Source organism: Paenibacillus sp. FSL H3-0286, assembly GCF_045040705.1.
Classification (GTDB): domain Bacteria; phylum Bacillota; class Bacilli; order Paenibacillales; family Paenibacillaceae; genus Paenibacillus_AQ; species Paenibacillus_AQ odorifer.
The window spans coordinates 4,860,753-4,883,346 of record NZ_CP150285.1 but is presented as its reverse complement, the minus strand read 5'-3'; the positions used below and the strand labels follow the sequence as shown (position 1 = coordinate 4,883,346).

The 22,594-nt window shown below is 39.5% G+C and carries 34 protein-coding genes and 1 riboswitch; of the genes, 33 read left to right on the top strand and 1 reads right to left on the bottom strand.

The features are described 5' to 3' along the window. Nucleotides 1–63 precede the first annotated feature (63 nt). From MHB37_RS22075 to MHB37_RS22005, 15 genes are all read left to right on the top strand, one after another. Nucleotides 64–792: a hypothetical protein gene (locus MHB37_RS22075; RefSeq protein WP_405168512.1), complete on the top strand. Its 729-nt coding sequence runs from the start codon at nucleotides 64–66 to the stop codon at nucleotides 790–792. Further along, entirely contained in the window at nucleotides 789–1,244 is a 456-nt protein-coding gene (locus MHB37_RS22070; protein ID WP_405168511.1) for a hypothetical protein, read from the top strand. Before MHB37_RS22075 ends, MHB37_RS22070 begins: the two co-directional genes overlap by 4 nt. A 301-nt stretch (nucleotides 1,245–1,545) precedes the next feature. Beyond that, nucleotides 1,546–1,956 carry a zinc ribbon domain-containing protein gene (locus MHB37_RS22065; protein WP_405168510.1) on the top strand — a complete coding sequence of 137 codons (411 nt, stop codon included), beginning with the start codon at nucleotides 1,546–1,548 and terminating at the stop codon, nucleotides 1,954–1,956. Between the two features lie 487 nt (nucleotides 1,957–2,443). Further along, nucleotides 2,444–3,022, top strand: coding sequence for a hypothetical protein (locus MHB37_RS22060; protein WP_405168509.1), 579 nt, complete (start codon nucleotides 2,444–2,446; stop codon nucleotides 3,020–3,022). A 239-nt stretch (nucleotides 3,023–3,261) separates the two neighbouring features. Continuing rightward, the gene (locus MHB37_RS22055) at nucleotides 3,262–3,642 is read left to right on the top strand and encodes a type II toxin-antitoxin system PemK/MazF family toxin (protein WP_405168508.1); all 381 of its coding nucleotides are present in this window, start codon (nucleotides 3,262–3,264) and stop codon (nucleotides 3,640–3,642) included. A gap of 128 nt (nucleotides 3,643–3,770) precedes the next feature. Further along, the gene (locus MHB37_RS22050; protein WP_405168507.1) at nucleotides 3,771–4,109 is read left to right on the top strand and encodes a hypothetical protein; all 339 of its coding nucleotides are present in this window, start codon (nucleotides 3,771–3,773) and stop codon (nucleotides 4,107–4,109) included. Nucleotides 4,110–4,191: 82 nt separating this feature from the next. Continuing rightward, nucleotides 4,192–4,620: a YkyB family protein gene (locus tag MHB37_RS22045; protein ID WP_405168506.1), complete on the top strand. Its 429-nt coding sequence runs from the start codon at nucleotides 4,192–4,194 to the stop codon at nucleotides 4,618–4,620. Between the two features lie 39 nt (nucleotides 4,621–4,659). Further along, nucleotides 4,660–4,947, top strand: coding sequence for a hypothetical protein (locus MHB37_RS22040; protein WP_405168505.1), 288 nt, complete (start codon nucleotides 4,660–4,662; stop codon nucleotides 4,945–4,947). Nucleotides 4,948–4,987: 40 nt separating this feature from the next. Next, nucleotides 4,988–5,455, top strand: coding sequence for a hypothetical protein (locus MHB37_RS22035; protein ID WP_405168504.1), 468 nt, complete (start codon nucleotides 4,988–4,990; stop codon nucleotides 5,453–5,455). Between the two features lie 34 nt (nucleotides 5,456–5,489). Next, the gene (locus tag MHB37_RS22030; RefSeq protein WP_405168503.1) at nucleotides 5,490–5,690 is read left to right on the top strand and encodes a hypothetical protein; all 201 of its coding nucleotides are present in this window, start codon (nucleotides 5,490–5,492) and stop codon (nucleotides 5,688–5,690) included. 23 nt (nucleotides 5,691–5,713) lie between these two features. Further along, nucleotides 5,714–6,010 (top strand): hypothetical protein, encoded by a 297-nt coding sequence (locus tag MHB37_RS22025; protein WP_076129106.1) that lies wholly within the window; start codon nucleotides 5,714–5,716, stop codon nucleotides 6,008–6,010. Nucleotides 6,011–6,057: 47 nt separating this feature from the next. Continuing rightward, on the top strand, nucleotides 6,058–6,228 hold the full coding sequence (locus MHB37_RS22020) for a hypothetical protein (RefSeq protein WP_405168502.1): 171 nt from the start codon (nucleotides 6,058–6,060) through the stop codon (nucleotides 6,226–6,228). A 92-nt stretch (nucleotides 6,229–6,320) separates the two neighbouring features. After that, nucleotides 6,321–7,214: a trypsin-like serine peptidase gene (locus tag MHB37_RS22015; protein WP_405168501.1), complete on the top strand. Its 894-nt coding sequence runs from the start codon at nucleotides 6,321–6,323 to the stop codon at nucleotides 7,212–7,214. 51 nt (nucleotides 7,215–7,265) lie between these two features. Further along, the gene (locus MHB37_RS22010; RefSeq protein WP_405168500.1) at nucleotides 7,266–7,451 is read left to right on the top strand and encodes a hypothetical protein; all 186 of its coding nucleotides are present in this window, start codon (nucleotides 7,266–7,268) and stop codon (nucleotides 7,449–7,451) included. Nucleotides 7,452–7,472: 21 nt separating this feature from the next. Next, nucleotides 7,473–7,730, top strand: coding sequence for a hypothetical protein (locus MHB37_RS22005; RefSeq protein WP_405168499.1), 258 nt, complete (start codon nucleotides 7,473–7,475; stop codon nucleotides 7,728–7,730). Nucleotides 7,731–7,892: 162 nt separating this feature from the next. On the opposite strand, the gene MHB37_RS22000 is transcribed toward MHB37_RS22005, so the two are convergent. Then, a complete protein-coding gene (locus MHB37_RS22000) occupies nucleotides 7,893–8,345 on the bottom strand; it encodes a hypothetical protein (protein WP_405168498.1) in 453 nt (150 codons plus the stop codon). Between the two features lie 329 nt (nucleotides 8,346–8,674). Between MHB37_RS22000 and MHB37_RS21995 the strand changes: the two genes are divergently transcribed. The 18 genes from MHB37_RS21995 (at nucleotide 8,675) to MHB37_RS21910 (ending at nucleotide 22,588) form a co-directional block, all read left to right on the top strand. Next, entirely contained in the window at nucleotides 8,675–9,442 is a 768-nt protein-coding gene (locus MHB37_RS21995; protein ID WP_405168497.1) for a hypothetical protein, read from the top strand. 355 nt (nucleotides 9,443–9,797) lie between these two features. Continuing rightward, nucleotides 9,798–10,187: a hypothetical protein gene (locus MHB37_RS21990; protein WP_405168496.1), complete on the top strand. Its 390-nt coding sequence runs from the start codon at nucleotides 9,798–9,800 to the stop codon at nucleotides 10,185–10,187. Between the two features lie 263 nt (nucleotides 10,188–10,450). Then, nucleotides 10,451–10,651, top strand: a complete 201-nt coding sequence (locus MHB37_RS21985; RefSeq protein ID WP_405168495.1) for a hypothetical protein — start codon at nucleotides 10,451–10,453, stop codon at nucleotides 10,649–10,651. A 65-nt stretch (nucleotides 10,652–10,716) separates the two neighbouring features. Next, nucleotides 10,717–11,166 carry a hypothetical protein gene (locus tag MHB37_RS21980; protein ID WP_405168494.1) on the top strand — a complete coding sequence of 150 codons (450 nt, stop codon included), beginning with the start codon at nucleotides 10,717–10,719 and terminating at the stop codon, nucleotides 11,164–11,166. Further along, nucleotides 11,166–11,402 carry a DNA-binding protein gene (locus tag MHB37_RS21975; RefSeq protein WP_405168493.1) on the top strand — a complete coding sequence of 79 codons (237 nt, stop codon included), beginning with the start codon at nucleotides 11,166–11,168 and terminating at the stop codon, nucleotides 11,400–11,402. Before MHB37_RS21980 ends, MHB37_RS21975 begins: the two co-directional genes overlap by 1 nt. A 309-nt stretch (nucleotides 11,403–11,711) precedes the next feature. Beyond that, nucleotides 11,712–11,885: riboswitch (FMN riboswitch) on the top strand. Nucleotides 11,886–12,104: 219 nt separating this feature from the next. Then, nucleotides 12,105–13,205, top strand: a complete 1,101-nt coding sequence (gene ribD / locus MHB37_RS21970; protein WP_076127449.1) for a bifunctional diaminohydroxyphosphoribosylaminopyrimidine deaminase/5-amino-6-(5-phosphoribosylamino)uracil reductase RibD — start codon at nucleotides 12,105–12,107, stop codon at nucleotides 13,203–13,205. Between the two features lie 55 nt (nucleotides 13,206–13,260). Further along, nucleotides 13,261–13,929, top strand: a complete 669-nt coding sequence (ribE, locus tag MHB37_RS21965; RefSeq protein WP_076127451.1) for a riboflavin synthase — start codon at nucleotides 13,261–13,263, stop codon at nucleotides 13,927–13,929. Nucleotides 13,930–13,991: 62 nt separating this feature from the next. Next, entirely contained in the window at nucleotides 13,992–15,245 is a 1,254-nt protein-coding gene (locus tag MHB37_RS21960) for a bifunctional 3,4-dihydroxy-2-butanone-4-phosphate synthase/GTP cyclohydrolase II (protein ID WP_076127453.1), read from the top strand. Between the two features lie 36 nt (nucleotides 15,246–15,281). After that, nucleotides 15,282–15,749: a 6,7-dimethyl-8-ribityllumazine synthase gene (ribE, locus tag MHB37_RS21955; protein WP_036676377.1), complete on the top strand. Its 468-nt coding sequence runs from the start codon at nucleotides 15,282–15,284 to the stop codon at nucleotides 15,747–15,749. Between the two features lie 136 nt (nucleotides 15,750–15,885). Beyond that, the gene (locus MHB37_RS21950) at nucleotides 15,886–16,677 is read left to right on the top strand and encodes a ScpA family protein (RefSeq protein ID WP_036676147.1); all 792 of its coding nucleotides are present in this window, start codon (nucleotides 15,886–15,888) and stop codon (nucleotides 16,675–16,677) included. After that, nucleotides 16,646–17,248 carry an SMC-Scp complex subunit ScpB gene (gene scpB, locus MHB37_RS21945; protein WP_076310293.1) on the top strand — a complete coding sequence of 201 codons (603 nt, stop codon included), beginning with the start codon at nucleotides 16,646–16,648 and terminating at the stop codon, nucleotides 17,246–17,248. The genes MHB37_RS21950 and scpB overlap by 32 nt, the downstream gene beginning before the upstream one ends. Nucleotides 17,249–17,428: 180 nt before the next feature. Then, a complete protein-coding gene (locus MHB37_RS21940; RefSeq protein ID WP_405168492.1) occupies nucleotides 17,429–18,136 on the top strand; it encodes a DUF2953 domain-containing protein in 708 nt (235 codons plus the stop codon). An 89-nt stretch (nucleotides 18,137–18,225) separates the two neighbouring features. Next, a complete protein-coding gene (gene ytfJ, locus MHB37_RS21935) occupies nucleotides 18,226–18,714 on the top strand; it encodes a GerW family sporulation protein (RefSeq protein ID WP_076127461.1) in 489 nt (162 codons plus the stop codon). Between the two features lie 241 nt (nucleotides 18,715–18,955). Next, nucleotides 18,956–20,161 carry a D-alanyl-D-alanine carboxypeptidase family protein gene (locus MHB37_RS21930; RefSeq protein WP_076192224.1) on the top strand — a complete coding sequence of 402 codons (1,206 nt, stop codon included), beginning with the start codon at nucleotides 18,956–18,958 and terminating at the stop codon, nucleotides 20,159–20,161. Between the two features lie 36 nt (nucleotides 20,162–20,197). Further along, nucleotides 20,198–20,863: a nucleoside recognition domain-containing protein gene (locus MHB37_RS21925; RefSeq protein WP_076127464.1), complete on the top strand. Its 666-nt coding sequence runs from the start codon at nucleotides 20,198–20,200 to the stop codon at nucleotides 20,861–20,863. Nucleotides 20,864–20,870: 7 nt separating this feature from the next. Further along, the gene (locus tag MHB37_RS21920) at nucleotides 20,871–21,404 is read left to right on the top strand and encodes a spore maturation protein (RefSeq protein WP_036676158.1); all 534 of its coding nucleotides are present in this window, start codon (nucleotides 20,871–20,873) and stop codon (nucleotides 21,402–21,404) included. A 60-nt stretch (nucleotides 21,405–21,464) separates the two neighbouring features. Continuing rightward, nucleotides 21,465–21,809 (top strand): N-acetylmuramoyl-L-alanine amidase, encoded by a 345-nt coding sequence (locus tag MHB37_RS21915; RefSeq protein ID WP_038572446.1) that lies wholly within the window; start codon nucleotides 21,465–21,467, stop codon nucleotides 21,807–21,809. Nucleotides 21,810–21,829: 20 nt separating this feature from the next. Next, a complete protein-coding gene (locus MHB37_RS21910; protein ID WP_036676166.1) occupies nucleotides 21,830–22,588 on the top strand; it encodes a pseudouridine synthase in 759 nt (252 codons plus the stop codon). The last annotated feature ends 6 nt before the right edge of the window (nucleotides 22,589–22,594 follow it).

The following is a 22,594-nucleotide window of genomic DNA, read 5'->3' as shown; positions in this document are numbered from 1 at the left end:
ATATATATGGTATATACTGTAATCATAGATATGTCATATATAACTTCGGGAGGGTACATAGCAATGAAAAAAATTCCAACCTTTGCATTAGGGTTAATAGTAGGCGTAGTTTCAACAGCAGGAACGGCAGTAGGTGCAGCAACTTACCTAAAAGCAACTCCTAAAACAGTTAAAATTGTCGTGGGTAGTAATCAAAAATCAGTCGAAGCAATGAATGTTCAAAATAAGCTTTATGTTCCAGTACGTGATGCTGGTGACTCTTTTGGCTATTCAGTTAGTGGAGTTACTTCAACTACTGTAACGTTTGCTGAAGGGGTAACCAATACTACTAATTCAGCATCTACAGGAACTAATACAGGGAATACGAACGCTTCATCGACTAAATCAGGAGGGGAATATGTGCAAGGATTGCATGACAAATATAGTACAGATGGTAAGTTAGATGCTGAGAAAGTTAAGGCAGGAATAGCAGCAGGAGAAATATCGGTGAACTCCATTGACAAAGAAACGGGTAACTCAATTCTTCATTTTGTGATTTTGGAAAACAACTTTGCAGTATACAGTGTGATTAAGGTAAATGCATTGAATCCAAATATTGTTAATAGTGAGGGGCAAACGCCGCTACACGTGGCAGCGATAGCCGACATACCTTTTTATCTTGGTGAACTGACGAATTATTATAAATCCAACCCCAATATTAAAGATAATTCTGGAAAACAAGCTATTGATTATGTGACAAATTCTTCAACAAAAACTGGTCTTACATCTTACATGTTCTTCTATAAGGAGTGATCAACATCCCAAAAGCAGCAAATAGCAATTCAACAATTAACGATTCAACTAAATCAAGCCACGTAACGTATACTGAACGTTATCAATCTGGTTCGAATAGTAATGGTAACCCCACCTATAGCAATACAACTTGGAATTCTGATGCTAAGGTTACAGGGGAATTGAATTCATCTAGTAGTAATGTGTTTATTAACGGTTCTCCTGCTATAAAAGTAGGAGACTCTACACAAGAGCAATGGACAGCCGATCCTGAACCCTATCCACATTATGGGGGATATATTATTTCAATTAGTCCTGCAAGTTCAGGTAGTGGTTCAGGTTCGGTTACAATGGGAAGTAGTAACGTTTTTGTAAATGGTAAAGCATTAGCGTTTGAAGGTTCAACTGTTACAACACATCTAGGGAATACAACAACAATAGATGGTGGTAGTGAAAATGTGATTGTGAATTGATTTAAGCTAACTCTTAATAACTTCTGAGATGGTTATCTTAGCAATTGATGCAAAGGAAAGGAAATGTCAATTAACGCCACAGGATAGTGTAACTGGGGATTCACTGTTGCACTACGTAGTTTTGGAAAAACCTTGCTGTTTAATCTTTGATTAAGGTTAACGCTCTGAACGTGAATTCGATCAATAATGAGGGACAGATATGTAATAAATGCAAAAAAACTCTTCAAGTTATATTGATCTTGAAGCCTACATGCTCTAACATTTATAACCTAGTAAGTTAAATTGTTGGGAGATGCGATTAATGATTTGTAAACACTGCAAAGAAGAAATTCCGGACTCTTATAGATTTTGTTTTCATTGTGGAAACGAAATGCCCAGAAAAAGAGAAGAAATTATCATTACAGTAGTAACAGAAAATGATGCTATTGATTCTGAGGTTTCTTACGCTGATAAAATGTTAAAATTCAAAGAAGCTAAAAATATTAGAAATAAAGAAAGGTCAAAGGATATTGCAGTAGATAAATACGGTGGTAAAATAATCCCAATTATAGTAGTCGTTGCTCTATTTTTAATATTTATTAATTCTTATGAAACCTCAAGTTACAAATCTAAAGCAGTTAAAGATTGGTCGAATAAGGACTATAATGACTTTATGAATTATAAAGATAGCGAGTATCAAAAAAGAGTTGAGAATGAATCATTTTATAAATGAATAAATACATAGCACCAGCCAATACAATCCGTGTTGGCTTTTTTGATGTTCAAAAAGTGCATCCTATATTCAAATAGACATCTAAAAATTCCATAGTCTTAATTCTAATACATTCTTTTTAATTTATTATATACAATTACACATGGAAAAATATTACGATTAAGCGTAGTTACAATAGGGTAATTATGGTATACTTAAGTTAACGCCATCACCGCCCACAGCGGTGTTCGCGGAACATAGAACAATGCAAAAACAAAACATATTCTAGAATTTACATTCATATAATCTATCAAAATTGATAGAGGAAGTGATTGTGAATGACTAGAAAAAAAGGAGTGAGAAGGATGTCTCCAACTTCCATAACTCAACTATCTGAACATAGAAAAAGAAAACAAGAACGAGACTACACTCAAGTTATACCAATTAAAAAATTAACGAGAGAACAAATGATTTCCACTGCCAAAAAGAGACGAAGAGAGGAATAACATTGTCTGATAACACGAAATTTCTTGAAAAAGAGAATTGGGGATTAATCAAACGTGGTTGGATATTTGAAGCAGCTGTTCCCTATGTAGGAGAGAGACCTCTTGAGTTTTTTATTCCAGATAGAAAAAGTGCATATCGTGGAAAAAAGACTCCTGTACCTGGAACGGCTGTTTCTCTAAGTACAACTTTTCAAGAATCCGAAGTATATGAAGTTGTATTAAGATTGAAACAACGAAAAGTTGTTGTTTTATCTTCAGACGATTTGAACAGTGACTCAGAACATAAAGATGTTATTATTGCAAAAATTTATAGTATTGAAGAGTATGAAAAGGATGAACCGTGGTATGAAGCCACAAAAAGCGGGAGTCATCCTATGTTCGCATTTCTTCCCAAAACAGTAACTGGAAAAGAATGTTATGTTGATCTATCTAACACAACGACTATACATAAGAATATGTTATTGGATGATAAAAAGGATATTTCTATGTTTATGCCAATGATAGAAGATAAAATGGATTTCTGCTATCAGATGGGAATATATAAGAAAAATGGTGTGATTTCGGAAAAAGAAATAAGTTGACAATTAACCTTGAAATATTTCCAACACGGAGATATCTCGGGGTTATTTTTTTACTAAAAGGGATCAAAATAGATGAAAACAAGAGTTGGAGATTGTGAAAATAAGCATTAGTTTTACAAAATATTTCAATGATAAATATAAAAAAACTTGATTATAATTATACGGATGTGTATAATAACAGATATAAAGAATAAATCAAATTGAACAGAAACAATACTTAATAATGGAGAGTGGTACATATGAGTATGGTAATGGAGGCGACTGCCAATAAGATTGTTCGAAAAGATGAAATATGGCTTGCAGATTTAGGTGAAAGCAAGGGTTCTGTACAGGGAGGAGTTAGACCCATACTGATTGTTAGTAACGACATCGGAAATAAATTCTCTCCTGTAGTTAGTGCGGTTTCCATAACAAGCAGTACCACAAAAAAGAACATACCTACGCATGTAAAGATCGTTGCCAATGATCTGGGGTTTAAAAGAGATAGTGTAATTCTGTGTGAACAAGACCGTACAATAGGTAAAGATATGCTTATTCATAAAATTGCAGACTTACCTGAATCCTATTTTGAGTTAGTGGATGCTGCTGTTGAGATGGTACGGAAGAGGATAAAGAGATAGGAAATAGTAAAAAAGATTTCATAATAATAAATATAATAAAATTTATTGACAATATTATAATATGGCTATATATTTGCCTTAGCGAACTGAAATCAGCTATTTTAATATACAGGGAATAGAGGTTTATCATGGATATTAGGGATAACTTGGATAATTGGCAAGATCTTTATGATTGGACTGATGAAGAGATAGAAGAAGGAATGAGGATTGCTGAACTCAAAAAATCTGTGAGTCAAATGCCTAATGTTGGTTTATCTGAGATATTAATTAATAGTGCCTATGAAAATGAAGACGGAAAGAAGGAGTTGAGCGAAGTTCATTTGTGGTATAAAGAACTTGCGTATGAGTACCATTGTGTAAACAATTCGGATCTTATTAAACTACTTTTAAAAAGGGAAATGGATAAATTAGAAGAAGAAAGAATAGAGTTAATTAATAAGCACGGAAGACACCTAATGTTAGTTTAATAATAAATATATACAAAGTAATTGACTTGTGATTTGAATTACCGTATATTATGAATATGAAAGGAGGTGAAAAGAAAAAGAAATGAATGCTACTGATCTAGAGGAAGCTGTATATACAATAAACAAAGCGGCAAAGAGATTGAAATATATTAGACATAAAACAGGATATACTAAGAGTAAGTGTAGTGTAGAGAAGTTATTAAAAAAACAAGAATACTTATATGATTTAAAAAATCAGATTATTAATAAGGCTCTACTGGAAGGGGTGGCTAACGAAGAGGGAATACATAGAGTTAAAAAAAGTAACGGTGATGAAATAAGTTACGTTTATGTTCGTTTTACAAATAGATCATTTCATATACCTGTAGGATCTATTGAATGCAAGATTACAAATGATTTAGGTAACTTAAGCTATCGTACATATGTACCTTTTAAGGGTTCAAATGGATTTAATACAGGTAAAGCTAAGAATATTTTAAATAGTTATCTTTTTAATAGTGAATATAATTAAAAACATTTAAGGTTACGATTATCGAAAGGGAAATACAAAATGCAGAATGAAGTTAGAAAAAGTATTATTATTAGTGCGGATTATGAAGGATATAAAATAGAAACTTATAAAGGGCTGAAAGTAACGAAAGTTGTTAGTGTTGGGAAAGATTTAAGTACAAAAGTGATTGCTCAAATTGATTCTGGTACATTTCAAATGGATATGTTTCTTGTAGAAAACATGTTGAAGTGTTGTCATGATACGCCTGTTTTATATTCTAGTTCAGTTGATAACTATATCGCCGATGCTGGATTAATAGAGAAGTGTATGAAACTAGAATTTTATTAGAAAATGAAAAAGGTGATGGATATTAAGAGATTATTAGTTGATGGATATGTTTAAAGTTAAGATTGGAACAAGAGAGTTCTCTTCTGGAGTTTTAGAATATCTAAATAGAGAATACATAGAAGAACTTGAGCGAGCCGCATACGATAGAAGACTGGTATATACAGGAGGTATGAAAGGTACAGGAAAAACCACTGCATTGATCCAATTTGCTAAGAAACATGATTACAATGTAATTGTTCCAGATTTCTCACTTGTTAATAGTATGCGTGAAAAATTTGAGTACAAGAAGATTTATGTAAGGAAGTTTTATCGTCGACCACTGTCTGAAATATCAGTTATAGATGAGAACGTTAATTTCACTAATGACATTGATTTCCCATATCCCATTATCACAGGCTTTATTAATCATACTGGTTTTTCTGATAAGGGTAGACCTGACTGGTGGATTGAGGGGGATGCAGCTACAAATTTGAAGTGTACACATTTTTATGGACATAAATTAACATGAAATTAGGGTTTCATTATAGGGAGTGTTTGTCACTATGCATATGCATAAAGGCTTTATGATTGAAGTCTCTAAAATCAATGATAGAGAACATCCATACCTTGCTAGTTGCTACATTGGAAAAGAATTAGTCACTAACAAGGGAAATAATAGGGAGCAAGCAATATACCTTATTGAAGCAATTATAGATTTTACTCTATCGATGATTAAGACAAAAGGATTAAGGAACAATCAATAAAACAAATAAAAGGAGTAATGAAAATGAATAATAATATTGTTTTTTATGTAGAAACTGAAAGAACAGACAGAGGAAATGAATGTGTAGTTCATAAAATAGATTTGAATGAAGGTTATAACTTCATGCCTAAAAGATTCAAGGGGAATTTCCAAGAACTTTCAGCACATATAGATGATGAGGTATTCGTAAATAAACCTACCCAGATTGTTTTTGAAGGTTCTGGTGCAGGAATTGGACTAAAGGATACGTTCTTTGATCTAATCAAAAAAAATGATTTTTGTGTAATAAACGAAAAAGGGCGATTATATTATAGCTACTAAAATAGAGGATTTATAAACACAAGAATACATATATAAGGATGGATAAAATGAAAGAAAATTATGAAATTGGAATCGACAAATCTGCTGGAGATGTACGTTTTGCTGCCCGTATTACTAATACCAAAACCAACAAGAATGTAATTTTCAATTTAGTAGCAGAGCCTCATGAGAAAGAATTGGAGCGCTTGATCCAAGAAAGCATTTCCCAAGTGAAGTGAAATGAAATAAAACAAGTATTTCATAAAGACAAATTCGGATAAAATATTTTTTGTTACAAACACTATAAGTATTAACTCGTAGGAGGTTTGGAATGGATAATAAATTTAATATTTTGGATTTGTCAAAAGAAGATGAACATAAAACTTTAGAGTACTGGACACCAGAAAGAAGGGCGAAGGCTCAACCAATTCAGCCTCCACTAGTCAAAGAAGTAAGCAAGCACGAGTCTCAAATTATGTTTAAAGATCATGAGAATATCATTATCCCTGGAAAGGGACCCAAGGAAGCACAAAGTAAAACGTTTTTTGGTGAACCATTTGAACCCAATGTGAATGAACATCCATACCACTGTGGAGGGAAGCTGTTTTTCAAGGAAGTAAGGGATGATGGTACAACTCAGGATTACGTTGGATCAGCTCAGTTTGTAGGACATTGTAGTGTGATTCTTACAGCTGCCCATTGCGTGAGAAATTCAGAAAACGGAAAATATTATACAGACTTTGTCTTTAGTCGTGGACACATCGAAGGAAAACAAGGAGAGGATTTCACATTTTTACGTGTAGGTACTCATGATAAATTTGTGGGGAGTAGTGGAAATTACCGACGATCATTGGATTATGCTTTTGCTTTTACCAATAAACCATTTGATTTTTGGCTGGGGCTTCAAGCTGGAAACCCTCATAATGAGTTTCAGTCAATCGGATACCCTGAAAATTATGGCGAAAACAAAAAAATGTTTGCTGTTAATGGGCAAAAGGGAGTAGTTAAAGACAATGTAGTAGAGATGATAGGCAATCCTTTCAAACATGGCGATAGTGGAGGTGCATGGATTGTGAAAATTAACAAAGATGGGGGAGGTTTGAATAATTTAGCTGTTGGTTTAAATGGTGGATCAGATGATAAGAAAAATAAATACAGTCCGTTCTTTTATCATGTGGATACAATGGATCTATTTTACAGAATTATGGATAGACAAACATGCTGAGTTATTGATAGTGAACTTGAAAGGAGGTGAGATAATCTGGAAGTTGTACAGATGCTGATGCTTGTTTTTTATAATGAAGAGAATGAAGTTGTTGGTAATTTTGGTTCATTCGACAAGCATCCCAAGATTGAAAAAATTCAGGCAATTATTGATGATTTGGATGGCGAGGCGGTTAAAAAGGCTGCTTACTGCAAGGTGGAGGAAAGATTCTATTTGGTTAATAATAAAAATACATAAAGAAATGGAATGAATGTATGAATGGAAATGAAAACTTATAACACTGTAGATGATTTACTTAAAGATTATGGCATGTATGCAGGATTGATGAGCCTTGAATCTCTTGGAGATACACCAGAAAACAAGGAGAATTACATTGTCTATCCAGACGATTATATCAGTGAAGTACAAGAGTGGGCAGAACTACCAAGCAAAGAGATCGTTAAAGAGTTTTTTGATAAATTCTATGATGAAAAAAGTGCATATTTGTTGCTGGAGAATATCAACTGGGACAATTAAAAGTTTGTACACTGTGTACAGCTGGCTTACAAAGTTGGCTGTAAACTGAGGTTAATTTAAAGATGAAAGGTAAGTTTTATCAAGAGTACCCTCGTACGACAAAATTGTCGAGCGAGAAATTGAAAATAAAAAGAGCGGAAGAACCTATCCGCTCCAATCAAACTAAACCTCTATAGTTTTGAATTCAATGTTTGAAAATCCAAGATTTATGAATCCATTAAGCAATCTATTTAATCTGTTCTTATCATGACGAATAGGTATAGCCAAAACAACGATAGCTTTATGAGGACAACGATTCAAAACACGATATTGAGAAATTGAATGATCTTGTAGCAAACTATCGAGCGTTTCAACTTCAATAAATGTTTTGCCTGAACTATCATGTACTTCAATGTCTGGTACAACATGGCCAATTTTCTCAGGATTGCCACGATTCATCCAGTTAATGTGGGCTGCAAGAACATACTTATCTGCATTGTGATTAATAGCTGCGATTTTTTCAATGGCACGATCATGTTCACTTTGAGATATTATACTTCTTTTCTTAGGTAAAGCAGATAGCAACATTGGGGCATAAAGAGGATTTTGACGTACTGGAAGATTTGAATTTAACATTTGCACACCCGCCATTCATTGGATTATTAGCACTCGGTGTAAGTGAGTGCTAATAATCCAACTATACCACTATTAACCAATCCAAACAATAGAAATATAGTATGTTTTCAAAGAAAAAAGTTTAAAAACATACTATATGTTGTATTTCGATTATATTTGGCATGAAAAGTGGTGATATTAAGGTGAGCCAGTAATTACCAAATTGGTAGGTACTAAAAACAGGACATCAGTGTTAAGCCTTTCACAAGGTGGATTTTTTCATCAGTCAGGGAAGAAGTCAACGTTCTCCTTAAAAGGGAAGCGTACAATAAACAAAAGGGAGAGAATTAATGAATAAGAATTTCGAGATTATCCAAAAGTTAAATGAGCTTGATGAGTGTGTTGCAGGAATGATCAAAGCCTTCGTTGGACTGACAGAGGACGAGAAGTATAATGCAGCAGAGGAAGCATTAATCAAAACACTCAAGGATGTTAATGAACTACAGAATAAGAATAAATATGTGCCAAAAGCTAAGGTTACCAGTGGGATTATCTACATGAACATTATTGTTGAGAAAGTAAATACATATAGTCGCTTGTTTAGAAGAGAGTCAAGTAAAGCGCGCAGTATTTGTACATACATAAGAGATAATTTGAACGGTGTTACTGGACATATAAAAGTTGATTATGAAGATCAAAAAAACAAGATGCTTAGAATCGAAGAAACAATTAAAGAGAAAATAGACTCAATATATCCTGAGATTGGTATGTATGCATATTTCTTTGATGCATATCCGCTTAGTAAAAGTGATTTTCTGGGATTGTTTTCATTTAACCGTGACAAGGTGAGGGATGATTACAGTAGAGTGAATTACGAAGGAACAAAAGAAGCTATTGCAGATATTCCTGATATCATTGATGGAAATAGTTTCTTATATTTCGCGGCAGGAGATAGTATTTTATTGAATAACAAACATGTATCTATGTTTTTAATGAGAAAAAGTTTTGATGTCCTTGAAGAGAATGGCGTAGATATTAACAGGATGTTTTCGAGAAACCATTACAATCGTATTCAAGTACTGTCGATGAATTTGGGAACATCACTGACCTCACATTAAATAAACCAAAATTAAAATTAGTTTAAGAGGAATCTGGTTCCCCAATCTTGGGGAGTGAAAATCTCACAGTCCAGAATTGGACTGTCATCTGACTGCTGAAAGTTTAGCCGTGAAACGCCAAAGTTGGCGGTTGAGAATTCTTAATAAAAGACTAATTTGATGGTGACTAGTGAGGGAGATTTAAACTTAAATTAATAAACATAAATAAATACAAAAATAAAGAGTGGGTTAGTGTTTCGTATCATGATTACTTACACTGTGACACAAAATACTCTCTTGCTTTACAATGTAGAACTTTAGAACATTCAAAAAATTATTAATATTTTTCAAGAAATCTTAATTCAAGGAGAGAATTATGAACGATTATACGGTGTCAATTTCAGCGAATACACTAGCAAGATTTAAGAAGATGAATAGTGAAATTAAGGAGTATTTGAATATTGAAAATGGAATTATGACGATTGATACTGGGGATTTAGAAAATTTAGGATTGCCTTACTTATATTCGGAACCAATGTTTGAAGCTAAATCGAAAGAAATAGTACGAATTATATGTGACAACAATTTACAACTAAATGATACGTATAACTTGTTTAAACGATTGGTTTATTCTACTGGAGGTAAAGGGGCATATTTCCCAAACGAGAATACGTTAAACGGATATGCAGAGATTAGCACTAATGAAATTGTACTTGAATTTGTTTTGAAGAACTATAAAGTTGAGTCATTATTATCCAGCAGATAGTGTGCTTAGTTTAGTTCCTGATCCTTATTATAATTTCTGGGAGTTGCGTGATAAATCCATGATTAAAGAAGATTATTCTAAGAATACATAAAACACTAAATTTAAAAGGAGTAAAAATACATTTGGATTTTTATTGATTAAATTTCAAATGTGAGTAAATCAAGATAATGCAGATCTAGATCCAGAGGATGATTATGATTTGTTTAATCATGTTTTGAATGAGATAAGCGTTACAGAAAAGCAGAAAAAGTAGGGGGTAAGAAATGATGGAAAACAAATATAAACATATTGCAGGAATTAGTGTCAATAAGAATGAACACTTTGTTGCTTATTATCTAAAAGATTTAGAAATAGAATCGGTAGATAGAATAGTTGGCGATTACTTTGAGGCACATCCTTTTTTAACTGCTCAGGATAAATATAATTTAGTCTTTATCAATATAAATGATATCAAATCAATATAATGTAGCCATTTAGTTGCTGGATTCAAAAAAAATGAACAAGATAAAAAAAATAAAGGTGGTAAAAAATGATGAATGATCCTTATACAATGGTCACTGTATCAATTGGAAATGAGGATGATGCTGTAACAAAACTGCATGAGAATAGAGGTATTAATTTTCCTGTGGCTCCATCATTTCATTGTCAATTGGAATTATTCTATGATGCGATTTCTTATGAGTGGCGTTATGTACTATACGATAATTTAGAAGGGTATAACGAGTTATGTAGAGGGACATTAACGAATGAAAAATTTGAAGCGATTTTTAGCGAAATTCAATCCTATGGAGATATTACAACACAGGAAGAACGAGAACTTAATACCATTCTGGATAGGCTGACAGACGTTATACAGGACGATTACACAATGATTATTAAAGCTGAGAGTGCGATACATCAGTTAGTTCAAGAAGGTCTTATACAGGCAAGAACAGCAGATAGTTTAATTGGTGCGTTAGGAAGTAGAAAGGAATATTGATGGAGATAAAAGAAAAAGAAGTTATTGATAATGAAAATACATATGATGGAGAAATTATTAGAAGTTATAAAGACTATCCATCGATTCTGACCCCTGATGATATTAAAAAAATTCTTGGTATTGGTAGGAAACAGACATATGAATTTCTTAATAATCCACCATTTAATGTTGTCAGAGTAGGAAAATTGATCAAAGTGAGTAAAGCGGTTTTTATAAATTGGCTCGAAGGAAGATAACTTAATTGATTATAAAAAGTAAGCAAGTGTAGAAAATGCACTTGCTTTTTTACATTAGTAGTGGTAATTTTTAATTATCCTTTTGATATTTATTGAAGTTCTTACGCCTATAAGGAACTCCTTCCTTTTTACTTGTTTGGTAGGGAATTCGGTAGGAAATGAAGAATAACAAGGGATAATTTAAAGGAATGAACTTAACTCAGAGGAGTTAAGTAGCTATCCGAAAACCCTTGGTGTATATAGGATATATACATTGGGGATCACTAAAAGTAACAAAAGATAACACGTTCTAATCAATTAAATAAAGGATCAATCCTTCAGGGCAGGGTGTAATTCCCTACCGGCGGTGATGCTGTTGTAGAAATAACTTATTCAGTTTATCTACAGTGCTCAGTCCGCTACCCGGCTCGCGTTGTTGACGCGAACGGTGGACCTGGTGAAATTCCGGGACCGACAGTATAGTCTGGATGGAAGAAGGAGAGGTTAACCGCTTGTCTGCAATGGACTGGCGGACCGCAGTGTTTTCATATAATCATGTGCGATATTTCACAATGCCCGTCGATTGACGGCTATTTAAGCACACTTTTATTTGGACTGCCGATGAACTCTCGCATAACCCATCTTGAACTCCTCCTGGAGAATGAGATGGGTTTTTCTGTTTTTTTTAGCTTAAGAATTGACAGCAGTGGATAGGAGGAAGAGATGGACAACATGAATGATGAGTTTTATATGTCGCTAGCACTGGACATGGCCGAACGTGCCCAAGGACAGACGGGAATTAACCCTGTTGTTGGCTGCGTTGTGGTGAAGAATGGAGCAATGATTGGACTCGGAACTCATTTACAGCGAGGTACGGGGCATGCCGAGGTGCACGCCTTGAATATGGCAGCTGGGCAGGCACAGGGTAGTACGGCATATGTCACACTAGAACCGTGCAGCCATTATGGAAAAACTCCACCTTGCAGCCAAAGGCTGATCGATGAAGGGGTAGCTAGGGTTGTAGTTGCTTGTGAAGACCCCAACCCCCAGGTGGCAGGAAGAGGAATCCAAATGCTGCGTGACCAAGGGATTGAGGTCGAAGTAGGTTTGTTGCGTGATCGCGCGCTTCGATTGAATGAGCGTTTTATCAAATATATTTTGACAAAACAACCTTTTGTTACGCTGAAGAGTGCAAGTACACTTGATGGCAATCTAGCTACCAAATCTGGTGACAGTAAATGGATTTCGAATGGGGAAGCGCGGGAGATCGTACATACGCTGCGGCATCGGCATCAGGGCATCATGGTCGGTGTGAATACAGTGATTGCTGATAATCCCTCTCTGACAACAAGAACAGAAGTGCCTGGCATTAACCCGACGCGGATCATCATTGATTCCGGGCTACGTATTCCTCTGGATTCGGCAGTTGTATGTGATGGTCAAGCGCCTACACTTATTGTAACAACCGATGCTGCAGATCCTGCTAAAAAGGCTGCACTGCTGGAAGCAGGCGTTCAAATCGTTGTGTGCGGAGCAGGTCCAAGAGTGGATTTGAAGGCGGCCATGATATCCCTTGGCGAAATGGAGATAGGCTCTATTTTACTGGAAGGCGGGGGGACGCTGAATGGTGCGATGCTGGAGAGCGGGCTAGTGGATCGTGTGATTCTCTTCTTCGCTCCAAAAATTGTTGGCGGTGGCACAGAAGCGAAAGGGACTTTCGTATTTCCGGGTGTAGAGCTGATGAAGGATGCGATCTCACTTGAAGGATTGGAAGTAAAAGTGCTAGGAGATAATGTATGTATCAGCGGTACTCCGGTACGCTAACAAAAGCTATGCAAGAAGTGAATTTGAGGAAGTAATGCTTTTTAGGAGGGATATCATGTTCACCGGATTAATTGAAGAGGTTGGTGTTTTGCGCAGTGTCTCCGCCGGTGGGGAAATGATGGTGCTGAATATTGCCGCTTCGGTCATCATGGATGATCTAAAAATCGGTGACAGTGTGTCCGTCAATGGGGTTTGTCTCACGGCGACAACTTTGGGCGATCATTCCTTTACAGTGGATGTAATGCCGCAGACCTACCGGAATAGCAATCTGAAGGAGCTGAAGCCCGGCAGCCGGATGAATCTGGAACGAGCGATGGCAGCCGGCGGGCGTTTTGGAGGGCATATTGTCCAAGGACATGTTGATGGCACTGCCATTATTAAGAGTGTAAAACGTGATCAGAATGCTGTTGTATTCGAGATTGCACCGGATCGTAAATCACTATTTAAATATATTATCCCCAAGGGATCGATCACGATCGACGGCATTAGTTTAACTGTAGTGAAGACTACAGCCACATCGCTTGCAGTGTCCATTATTCCGCATACGTTAGGGGAAACAGTTCTGACGCACAAACGGGCCGGGGATAGTGTAAATATCGAGTGTGATGTACTTGGCAAATATGTAGATCATTTATTGCATTATGGCTCAGCCGCCCAAGATGAAGAAGGCGAGAGCCGCTCCGGGATTAGTCATGATTTTTTGGCGGCGAACGGGTTTGTTTAAATAAAGAGTTTGCTTACGAAGAAGGAAATAATCTTTCGTAAAGCTTTTAGGAGGATAGGATCATGAGCGAGCAATCGAAAAAGGAAAGTGTCTTGGATCCGATTGAAGAAGCAATATATGACTTAATGCGCGGTAAAGTCATCATTGTAGTGGATGATGAAGATCGTGAGAATGAAGGGGATTTTATAGCCCTTGCTGAACGTGCGACACCAGAGGTCATCAATTTTATGATTACTGAGGGACGTGGATTGGTTTGTATGCCTATTACCCAGGAGCGTGCGGCAGAACTTGAACTGCAAGCCATGGTAACCCACAATACCGATAATCACGGTACGGCTTTTACCGTATCTGTTGACCATAAAGATACAACCACTGGGATCTCTGCGGGGGAAAGATCTTTGACCGTTAAAGCCATGATCGATCCAAAAGCGAAACCTGCTGATTTCCGCAGACCGGGGCATATGTTCCCGCTGATTGCGAAAAAAGGTGGCGTTCTGCGCCGCTCCGGACATACGGAGGCTGCTGTTGATCTAGCGCGGATGTGTGGCGCTTATCCAGCCAGTGTCATTTGCGAGATTATCAAGGAAGATGGCTCAATGGCCCGCTTACCTGATCTAATCGAAATTGCCCGCAAGCATGATCTTAAGCTGATCAGTATCAAGGATCTTATTCATTATCGCAACGAAAAAGAACAACTCGTCACACGCGAAGTGTCTGTACGACTTCCTACCGATTTTGGAGATTTCCAGACCATTGCTTATACAAATGAAGTGGATGATAAAGAGCATGTAGCTTTGGTAAAAGGCGATATTTCCGGCGATGAGCCAGTGCTTGTACGTGTACATTCCGAATGCCTGACTGGTGATGTATTCCACTCCCATCGCTGTGATTGCGGCCCGCAATTTGAAGCTGCACTGCGGCAGATCGAAACTGCCGGTAGGGGCGTGTTACTCTATATGCGCCAAGAAGGCAGAGGCATTGGCCTTATCAATAAGCTTCGGGCTTACAAGCTGCAAGAGGAAGGTCTTGACACTGTAGATGCGAATCTAAAGCTTGGTTTTCCAGCAGATCTGCGTGACTATGGAATTGGAGCACAGATTCTGAAGGATCTGGGTGTGCGCCAAATCCGTCTGCTCACGAACAACCCGCGTAAGATCAAAGGGCTGGAGGGTTATGGGTTGGAAGTCGTTGAGCGCGTGCCGATACAAATGCCGGAGAACAAGGACAACACCAATTATCTCCACACGAAGCAAGCGAAGCTTGGACATATGCTGTCTTTTGACGATATTGAACAAAATGAGGATTCGAAAGCTTAAACATACATTATAAAAAACGAAGGGTAGATGATGGATATGCCGAAATATTTAGAAGGACACTTAGTTTCTGAGGGGTTAAAATACGGAGTTGTTGTAGGACGTTTTAATGAATTTATTACCAGCAAGCTTTTGTCAGGTGCACTTGATGCCTTTAAACGCCATGGTGTTGGTGATGATGAAGTGGATGTTGCTTGGGTTCCAGGGGTATTTGAAATTCCGTTGATCGCGCAAAAAATGGCTGAAAGCGGCAAATACGACGCTGTAATCACCTTAGGAACGGTTATCCGTGGTTCCACTACACACTATGATTATGTATGTAATGAAGTTGCCAAAGGAGTAGCCGCTATCAATCTTAAGACCGGCGTGCCGACCATTTTTGGCGTAGTCACTACTGAAAATATTGAACAGGCCATCGAGCGTTCAGGAACCAAAGCAGGCAATAAAGGCTGGGATGCTGCGACTGCTGCGATTGAAATGGCGAATCTTAACAAACTGTTTAAGTAAGTCAGCTATTGACGAATCAGTCGAATTCGTGCTTATTTATAGTATAAGAAGAAAGCATGGATTATAAGAGCCCTTTCTACTTGTGTAGCGTCCAGACGGGCGCTGCACTTTACTTTTTTTGGCGGGAGGATGCTTCGTGACTGTATTGTACAAGCTGGAGACGTTTGAAGGTCCGCTGGATCTGCTCTTGCATTTAATTGATAAGGCGGAAATCGACATCCAGGACATTCCGGTCGCCGAGATCACCGAACAGTATATGGAATACCTGCGTAGCATGCAGGAGCTTGAATTGGATATTACGAGTGAATTTCTCGTGATGGCCGCTACCCTTTTATCTATAAAGAGCAAGCTATTGCTGCCCAAACCACCGGTCATTGAGATCGATGATTTTGAATATTACGAAGAGGATGAATTTGATCCACGAGCTGAACTTGTTCAGCGACTGATTGAGTATCGTAAGTTCAAGAGTATTGCTGTACATTTAATGGATATGGAGAGCGAGCGGAGCTTGATTTTTACGAAGGAGCCTGAGGATTTGGGTCCATTCGTGCCAGAAGAGATTGATCAAACGCTAAAAGGACTACATACTTCAGACTTAATAGCCGCTTTTCGTAAAGCGCTAAGTAAGGCTGCCAGAAGGTCTTCTTACCAGCGGATCACCCGGGATGAAATATCGGTAAAAGATCGTATACGTGATGTATCAGATGCGCTGCAGCGCAGAGGAACAGGCGGTAAGCTGCATTTCTCGGCACTGCTTCACGATGAAATGGCACGGCATGAAATCGTAGTTACTTTTCTTGCGATTCTGGAACTGATGAAAATGAAGGCGATTTTTTGCTACCAAGAGAAATTGTTTGATGACATCGTAATGGAGTGGAGAGGAGGAGAACACTTCAATGGATTACAAAACGCTGAAATCGATTATTGAGGGTCTGCTGTTTCTATCAGGGGATGAAGGAATCTCTGTACGCCAAGTGGCTGAAATTACGGAACAGCGCCCAGAGCTTGCGGCCGGAGCCTTAGAGGAACTGAAAGAAGATTATGTAGCACAGGAGCGGGGCTTACAGGTAGTGCAAATTGCCGGGAACTATCGGCTGGCTACATTGCCTGATCATGCCCACTATTTTGAGCGTCTGGCCTATTCACCATCCAGATCAACCTTGTCTCAAGCTGCCTTAGAGACTCTGGCAATCGTGGCTTATCGCCAACCGATTACGCGGGTGGAGATTGAAGAAATCCGGGGTGTGAAGTCAGAACGCGCAATTCATACGCTGAATAACAAGGATTTGATTCATGAGGTTGGTCGTGCGGAAGCGGTAGGCCGGCCAATTCTGTACGGGACGACTAAATCCTTCTTGGAGAGCTTTGGTCTTGCTAGTCTAAAGGATCTGCCGGAACCAACAAACTTTGAGTCCACGGATAATTTGGAAGAAGAGACACAGCTTTTGTTCAATAAGCTGGATACTCAAATGACTTTTGAGGATGTCGAGCAGCCTTAGTTCGTACGAGAACGCTAATAATTGTATTGAAGGGACTGCCCTTAAACCATTTATGTGGTTTGGGACAGTCCCTATTTTATTTAAGCTCATATTTTTTATGCAAACCCCGAATTTTTTCCAGCTTAAATTGCCATACTAAACCAAAGGTTCCCATTATTAAGGTTTCTTGGAGGTAAATACGTGACGTTATGGCTTGCAATTCCCCTTGTTTTGCTTGTACTGGCACTGATCCTGGTCCTGTCTTCATCTATCGATTTCCGCATACGGTGTTATAAACATGGAAAAAATGACCTGCTCGAATTAGATGTTACCTCTCTTTTTGGTTTGATAAAGCTTCACTATGAACTTCCCCAATTGGTCTTTAAGGGATTGGAGCAGGGTGTGTGGGGAAAGTTTAAAGAGACAGGGACTGCGACGACAGGTGTAGATACCGTAAAAGAAGAGATATTTGATAAAGAAAGAGTAATGCACTGGCGCGCCAATGTTAACCAAGCTGTGAAATCTACACGCGGCTTGAAGGAATGGTTAAAAGAGACTGTAGCTCATGTCAAAATATCAAAGCTCGATTGGTCCACCGATTTCTCTCTTGGTGATGCAGCAGATACTGCGACCGCATCGGGAGCGGTTTGGGGCCTGAAGTGGAGTATTGTTGGTTTTATTTCGCAGTGGGTGAAATTGCAGCAGCACCCTCGAATTTTTGTTAAGCCTGTTTTTGAAGATGAGCTTTGTTTTGCAATGGAGTTTGTCTGTAAGGGGAAAATCTCAGTCGGCTATACTTTGTATGCCTTAATACGGCTATCTCGGCGTGTCTTGCGTGAAAAAGGCGGGATCGGCCATTGGAGAAATCTGCTGAAACAGATGCGTCAGGAGCCACACGGGAAAGTTTAAAATGAAAGTTACATACAAATGGGCGGATGTGGGGATGATATACGCTGTAGAAGAAAGAGAAATCGTACTCAATTAAAGGAGGAAACAATATGAGCGACCATCCTATTCAAGGCCTAATGCAAACAGCGATGGAAAATATCAAGGGCATGGTAGATGTGAATACCATTGTCGGAGATCCAGTACAAACCCCTGACGGCAGCATCATCCTGCCTATCAGTAAAGTTGCCTTTGGATTTGCTGCTGGTGGTAGTGATTATCGAGTAGAAGATTCTATAAGTGGTTCAAGCTCCCAAGGTGGAGTCAAAATGCTTCCATTTGGTGGAGGTAGCGGGGGAGGCGTCTCCATTCGACCGATCGCTTTTTTAGTGGTAGGTAAGGATGGAGTGAATATTGTCCCTCTGGACAATCAAACGCACCTATTCGAAAAAATCATCGATGCAACACCAGGGCTCATCGACAAAATTCAAACGATGTTCCAAACCGGCAATGCTGCAGCTCAAACGCCGCCAACACCTGCCACACCGGCAGCAGCACCTGTTAAAACCGATCCAAGTACATCTCAATCTTCAACTCATTAGGTACACATAATTCTACAAATAGCCTCGGGGATATCGCCATACACAGGCGGTGTCCCTTTTTTGACGTGTCAGAAAGTATATTTTGATCCCCAAATTTCCTGAGAATGTATCGAAGCAAAGCCTCACGTTGTGGGGATATTTTGTGTGGAACATCCCAAGGAGTGGACATACCCTAAGGCTGGTCCGCATACACTTGTACAACATAAACACTTTTACTTAAGATCCGATAAGAAGCCGGAGGATGAACATGAAGACAATAACCCGTAAATGGCCATTCGCCTTAATATTGTGCCTTTCGCTGCTGCTTCTGGCGCCGCTATCTTCAATTCAGGCCGAGAACAGCTCTATCTCTACACATGCAAGAGCAGCGGCACTGATTGATGTGGAATCTGGGCGTATTTTGTACAGCAGCCGTGGGGATGAGCCTATGCTTATTGCCAGCTTGACCAAAATTATGACCGCCCTCGTCGCCATTGAGAATGGTGATTTAGCCTCTAAAGTCAAAGTAGGAAAAAATGCCTATGCGAAAGAAGGCTCTTCTATTTACTTGCAGCAGGGAGAAGAGATGACGCTGGAAAATATGCTGTATGGCCTGATGCTGCGCTCAGGGAATGATGCAGCAACGGCGATCGCTGAGCATATCGGTGGTTCTGAGGAAGGTTTTGTATACCTTATGAACGCTAAGGCTGAGGAGCTAGGGCTAACCCATACTCATTTTGCTAATCCCCATGGTCTTGACGCTGAAGGGCATTATTCTAGTGCTAACGACTTGGCTGTTCTGACCGCTTATGCTCTTCATAATCCTGTATTTAAAGAAATTGTGAAGACGCAGGAGAAAACTGCAGACAATCCAAATGAGAAATGGGATTACAAATGGAGAAACAAAAATAAGATGCTGTATTTATACGAGGGAGCGGACGGTGTAAAGACAGGTTATACCAAAAAAGCACTGCGCTGCCTTGTCAGCTCTGCCACCAGAAACGGCCAGCAGCTTGTCGCAGTTACTATAAATGATGGCGATGACTGGAATGATCATGCTTCCCTGCTAAACTTCGGGTTTAATCACTATCCGCTCAAAACACTGATCGAACGTGGTGATGCCGTGACGGGCTATAACTTTGTAACCTCCAAAACCTTTGCTTATCCACTTGGACAAGGTGAACAAAATAGAGTGATCACGAAACTTGTTTTAAATCAGAAGGAAAGTGCTTCAGCCGAAGCTACACGAGCGAATTTTGGACTGCAAGGAGCGCTTGTGCTGGAGCTGGGCGGAAAAGAAATAGGTCGCGTGCCGGTGTATACTCCTGAGAACCTGCCTCCTGAGCAATCTGCTTATATGAAAAAGTACAGTCCAACACTAGCACAGGCTTACCCGGCAAATAATTGGTTCCAGGCGCTGGGCAGTGCACTGAAGGCTCTATTTGAAATGGGAGCGAGTTCGAAATAAGAAAATGGGCTGATGAATGAAGAAGGAGGCGTATCCATGATTAACGGGATTTGGCTAGGAATGATCATCATCGGTTTTCTGTTCGCCGCCGTTAACGGCAGAATGGATGAGTTTACAGCCGCCGTATTCGACGGAGCCAAGAGTGGGGTAACGGTAAGTTTTGGCTTAATCAGTGTGCTTGTGTTCTGGCTTGGGATTATGAAGATAGCAGAAGATGCAGGTTTGCTTAAAAAGATTGCCAAGGTGCTTGGCCCTGTCGTAGCTTTTTTATTCCCTGATGTGCCGAAAGGGCATCCTGCCATAGGATATATTCTCTCCAATATGAGTGCTAATCTGCTCGGACTAGGCAATGCCGCAACGCCAATGGGCATCAAGGCGATGCAGGAGCTGCAAAAGCTCAACCCTGATAAAGAGACCGCGACACCAGCCATGTGTACTCTTCTAGCGCTTAACACAGCAAGCATTACGCTTATCCCGGCCACACTGATTGCCATCCGGTTAAACTATGGTTCAGCCGATCCCGCAGGCATAGTTGGTACAACACTTGCAGCAACGGCCGTGGCTACACTTGCAGCGATTGCGGCAGACCGGTTTTTCCGAAGGTTGACTTTATTGCGCAAACCGCCGAAGCCCCCTTCAGCAAAGTCCGGGGTTCCTCCTTTGGCGAAGACAACACTCCCTAATTCCTCATTGAAAGGGTGAACGTGATTTGTACCAGTTTATCAGTCTCATATCGGCATGGGCGATTCCGGTCATGATCACGTTCATCCCGCTCTATGCTTTTACGCGCAAAGTGCCAGTCTACGAATCCTTTGTTGAAGGTGCGAAAGATGGGTTTGGCACGGCCATTGCGATTATTCCCCATCTTGTGGGGATGCTGGTTGCGATCAGCGTTTTTCGCGCTTCCGGTGCGCTGGACTTTTTTATGGGCTTCATATCCCCAGCCCTGCGGGGGCTTGGTGTTCCGGCAGAAGTATTGCCGCTTGGTCTTTTGCGGCCGCTTACGGGGACTGGGTCGCTTGCTTACACTACGGATCTAATCCGTGTGCATGGTCCGGATTCTTTAATTGGTATGATTGCTTCCACCATACAGGGGAGCACAGATACTACGCTTTATGTTTTGACCGTTTACTTTGGGGCTGTAGGCGTACGGAATGGCCGTTATGCGCTTAAGGTTGGCCTGTTCTCCGATGTTGTCGGCTTTGTCGCCGCGATCGCTGTGTGTTTGCTATTATTTGGATAGTCACCCCATTGCCCCCCTGAACATATGCTATTGCAGCAATGTGGAGGGGGGCATTCTGCAATGAACTATAAAGGCTTTATTCTGCATCATTCTAGCTGCACATCCATTAACGGTAAAGGTTTTGACTTCTGGGTAGGAGTGGATGGCGCGATTTATGCAGCACCGCTACTGACAGATCCGGAGTATATTCATATTTGTTTGGAAGGTGATTTTGGTAAGGAAGTGGGCGATCCTCCAATATCCGGAAGGCAGGAGCAGCTTTTTGCAACGGCTAAACTCGTTTTAGAATTAGTAGAACGCTACCAAATCTCCCCTTTAATCATCGAACCCCACAATAATTCCTGCCCAGGAGCATTTTTTCCTTGGAATGAACTTGTGATTTATCCCTCTGATGGTTATCATTGATCTGAGGTGACTAGTCGAATATGGAAAGATTACAGAAAATTTTGGCGCAGGCCGGTGTGGCGTCCAGACGTAAGTGTGAAGAAATGATTTTGGCCGGTAAAGTGGAAGTCAACGGGGAACTCGTAACTACGCTTGGCACGAAGGTGGACCCCGCAACAGATATTATTAAAGTTTCCGGTAGACTGATCCGGGGCGAGAACAAAATCTATATTATGTTCAACAAACCTAAGGGAGTAATCACAAGCGCTTCCGATCCAAAGGGTCGTAAGGTTGTAACTGACTACCTAAAAGGAATTACTGAACGGGTTTACCCTGTAGGCCGACTCGATTACGATACGGAAGGTTTGCTGCTGCTGACGAATGATGGGGACTTTGCTAACTTGCTGACTCATCCGAAGCATCATGTACCTAAGACGTATCATGCTACGGTCAAGGGTATACCGCATGGCACTGCATTGGACAAGCTGAAAGCTGGCATCAAGCTGGAAGATGGCATGACAGCGCCTGCGGAAGTAGAGTACAAGGATATTGATGAGGCAAATAAGGAAGCGGTTATCAGCATCACGATTCACGAGGGACGTAACCGTCAGGTACGACGCATGTTTGATGCGATTTCACACCCCGTACTCCGTCTGAAACGGATTTCATTCGGGGATATTATGCTGCAAAATCTCAAACGTGGCTCTTACCGTCATTTGACCAAGGATGAAATTAACCATCTGCAGCAAATTGCCAAAGCAGGATTGCTTAAAGAAAGAACTCCACGTAAAGAGTCATAAAGACAC

Coding starts and splice junctions, on each gene's coding strand:
- MHB37_RS22040 (WP_405168505.1), top strand. CDS start 4,660: ATGCAGAATGAAGTTAGAAAAAGTATTATTATTAGTGCGGATTATGAA.
- scpB (WP_076310293.1), top strand. CDS start 16,646: ATGGATTACAAAACGCTGAAATCGATTATTGAGGGTCTGCTGTTTCTA.
- MHB37_RS22020 (WP_405168502.1), top strand. CDS start 6,058: ATGAAAGAAAATTATGAAATTGGAATCGACAAATCTGCTGGAGATGTA.
- ribE (WP_076127451.1), top strand. CDS start 13,261: ATGTTCACCGGATTAATTGAAGAGGTTGGTGTTTTGCGCAGTGTCTCC.
- MHB37_RS22065 (WP_405168510.1), top strand. CDS start 1,546: ATGATTTGTAAACACTGCAAAGAAGAAATTCCGGACTCTTATAGATTT.
- MHB37_RS21930 (WP_076192224.1), top strand. CDS start 18,956: ATGAACATGAAGACAATAACCCGTAAATGGCCATTCGCCTTAATATTG.
- MHB37_RS22025 (WP_076129106.1), top strand. CDS start 5,714: ATGAATAATAATATTGTTTTTTATGTAGAAACTGAAAGAACAGACAGA.
- ribE (WP_036676377.1), top strand. CDS start 15,282: ATGCCGAAATATTTAGAAGGACACTTAGTTTCTGAGGGGTTAAAATAC.
- MHB37_RS21915 (WP_038572446.1), top strand. CDS start 21,465: ATGAACTATAAAGGCTTTATTCTGCATCATTCTAGCTGCACATCCATT.
- MHB37_RS21960 (WP_076127453.1), top strand. CDS start 13,992: ATGAGCGAGCAATCGAAAAAGGAAAGTGTCTTGGATCCGATTGAAGAA.
- MHB37_RS21980 (WP_405168494.1), top strand. CDS start 10,717: ATGATGAATGATCCTTATACAATGGTCACTGTATCAATTGGAAATGAG.
- MHB37_RS21975 (WP_405168493.1), top strand. CDS start 11,166: ATGGAGATAAAAGAAAAAGAAGTTATTGATAATGAAAATACATATGAT.
- MHB37_RS21995 (WP_405168497.1), top strand. CDS start 8,675: ATGAATAAGAATTTCGAGATTATCCAAAAGTTAAATGAGCTTGATGAG.
- MHB37_RS21990 (WP_405168496.1), top strand. CDS start 9,798: ATGAACGATTATACGGTGTCAATTTCAGCGAATACACTAGCAAGATTT.
- MHB37_RS22055 (WP_405168508.1), top strand. CDS start 3,262: ATGAGTATGGTAATGGAGGCGACTGCCAATAAGATTGTTCGAAAAGAT.
- MHB37_RS22075 (WP_405168512.1), top strand. CDS start 64: ATGAAAAAAATTCCAACCTTTGCATTAGGGTTAATAGTAGGCGTAGTT.
- MHB37_RS22005 (WP_405168499.1), top strand. CDS start 7,473: ATGGAAATGAAAACTTATAACACTGTAGATGATTTACTTAAAGATTAT.
- MHB37_RS22045 (WP_405168506.1), top strand. CDS start 4,192: ATGAATGCTACTGATCTAGAGGAAGCTGTATATACAATAAACAAAGCG.
- ytfJ (WP_076127461.1), top strand. CDS start 18,226: ATGAGCGACCATCCTATTCAAGGCCTAATGCAAACAGCGATGGAAAAT.
- MHB37_RS21925 (WP_076127464.1), top strand. CDS start 20,198: ATGATTAACGGGATTTGGCTAGGAATGATCATCATCGGTTTTCTGTTC.
- MHB37_RS22000 (WP_405168498.1), bottom strand. CDS start 8,345: ATGTTAAATTCAAATCTTCCAGTACGTCAAAATCCTCTTTATGCCCCA.
- MHB37_RS22015 (WP_405168501.1), top strand. CDS start 6,321: ATGGATAATAAATTTAATATTTTGGATTTGTCAAAAGAAGATGAACAT.
- MHB37_RS21910 (WP_036676166.1), top strand. CDS start 21,830: ATGGAAAGATTACAGAAAATTTTGGCGCAGGCCGGTGTGGCGTCCAGA.
- ribD (WP_076127449.1), top strand. CDS start 12,105: ATGGACAACATGAATGATGAGTTTTATATGTCGCTAGCACTGGACATG.
- MHB37_RS22035 (WP_405168504.1), top strand. CDS start 4,988: ATGGATATGTTTAAAGTTAAGATTGGAACAAGAGAGTTCTCTTCTGGA.
- MHB37_RS22030 (WP_405168503.1), top strand. CDS start 5,490: ATGCATATGCATAAAGGCTTTATGATTGAAGTCTCTAAAATCAATGAT.
- MHB37_RS22010 (WP_405168500.1), top strand. CDS start 7,266: ATGCTGATGCTTGTTTTTTATAATGAAGAGAATGAAGTTGTTGGTAAT.
- MHB37_RS21985 (WP_405168495.1), top strand. CDS start 10,451: ATGATGGAAAACAAATATAAACATATTGCAGGAATTAGTGTCAATAAG.
- MHB37_RS22050 (WP_405168507.1), top strand. CDS start 3,771: ATGGATATTAGGGATAACTTGGATAATTGGCAAGATCTTTATGATTGG.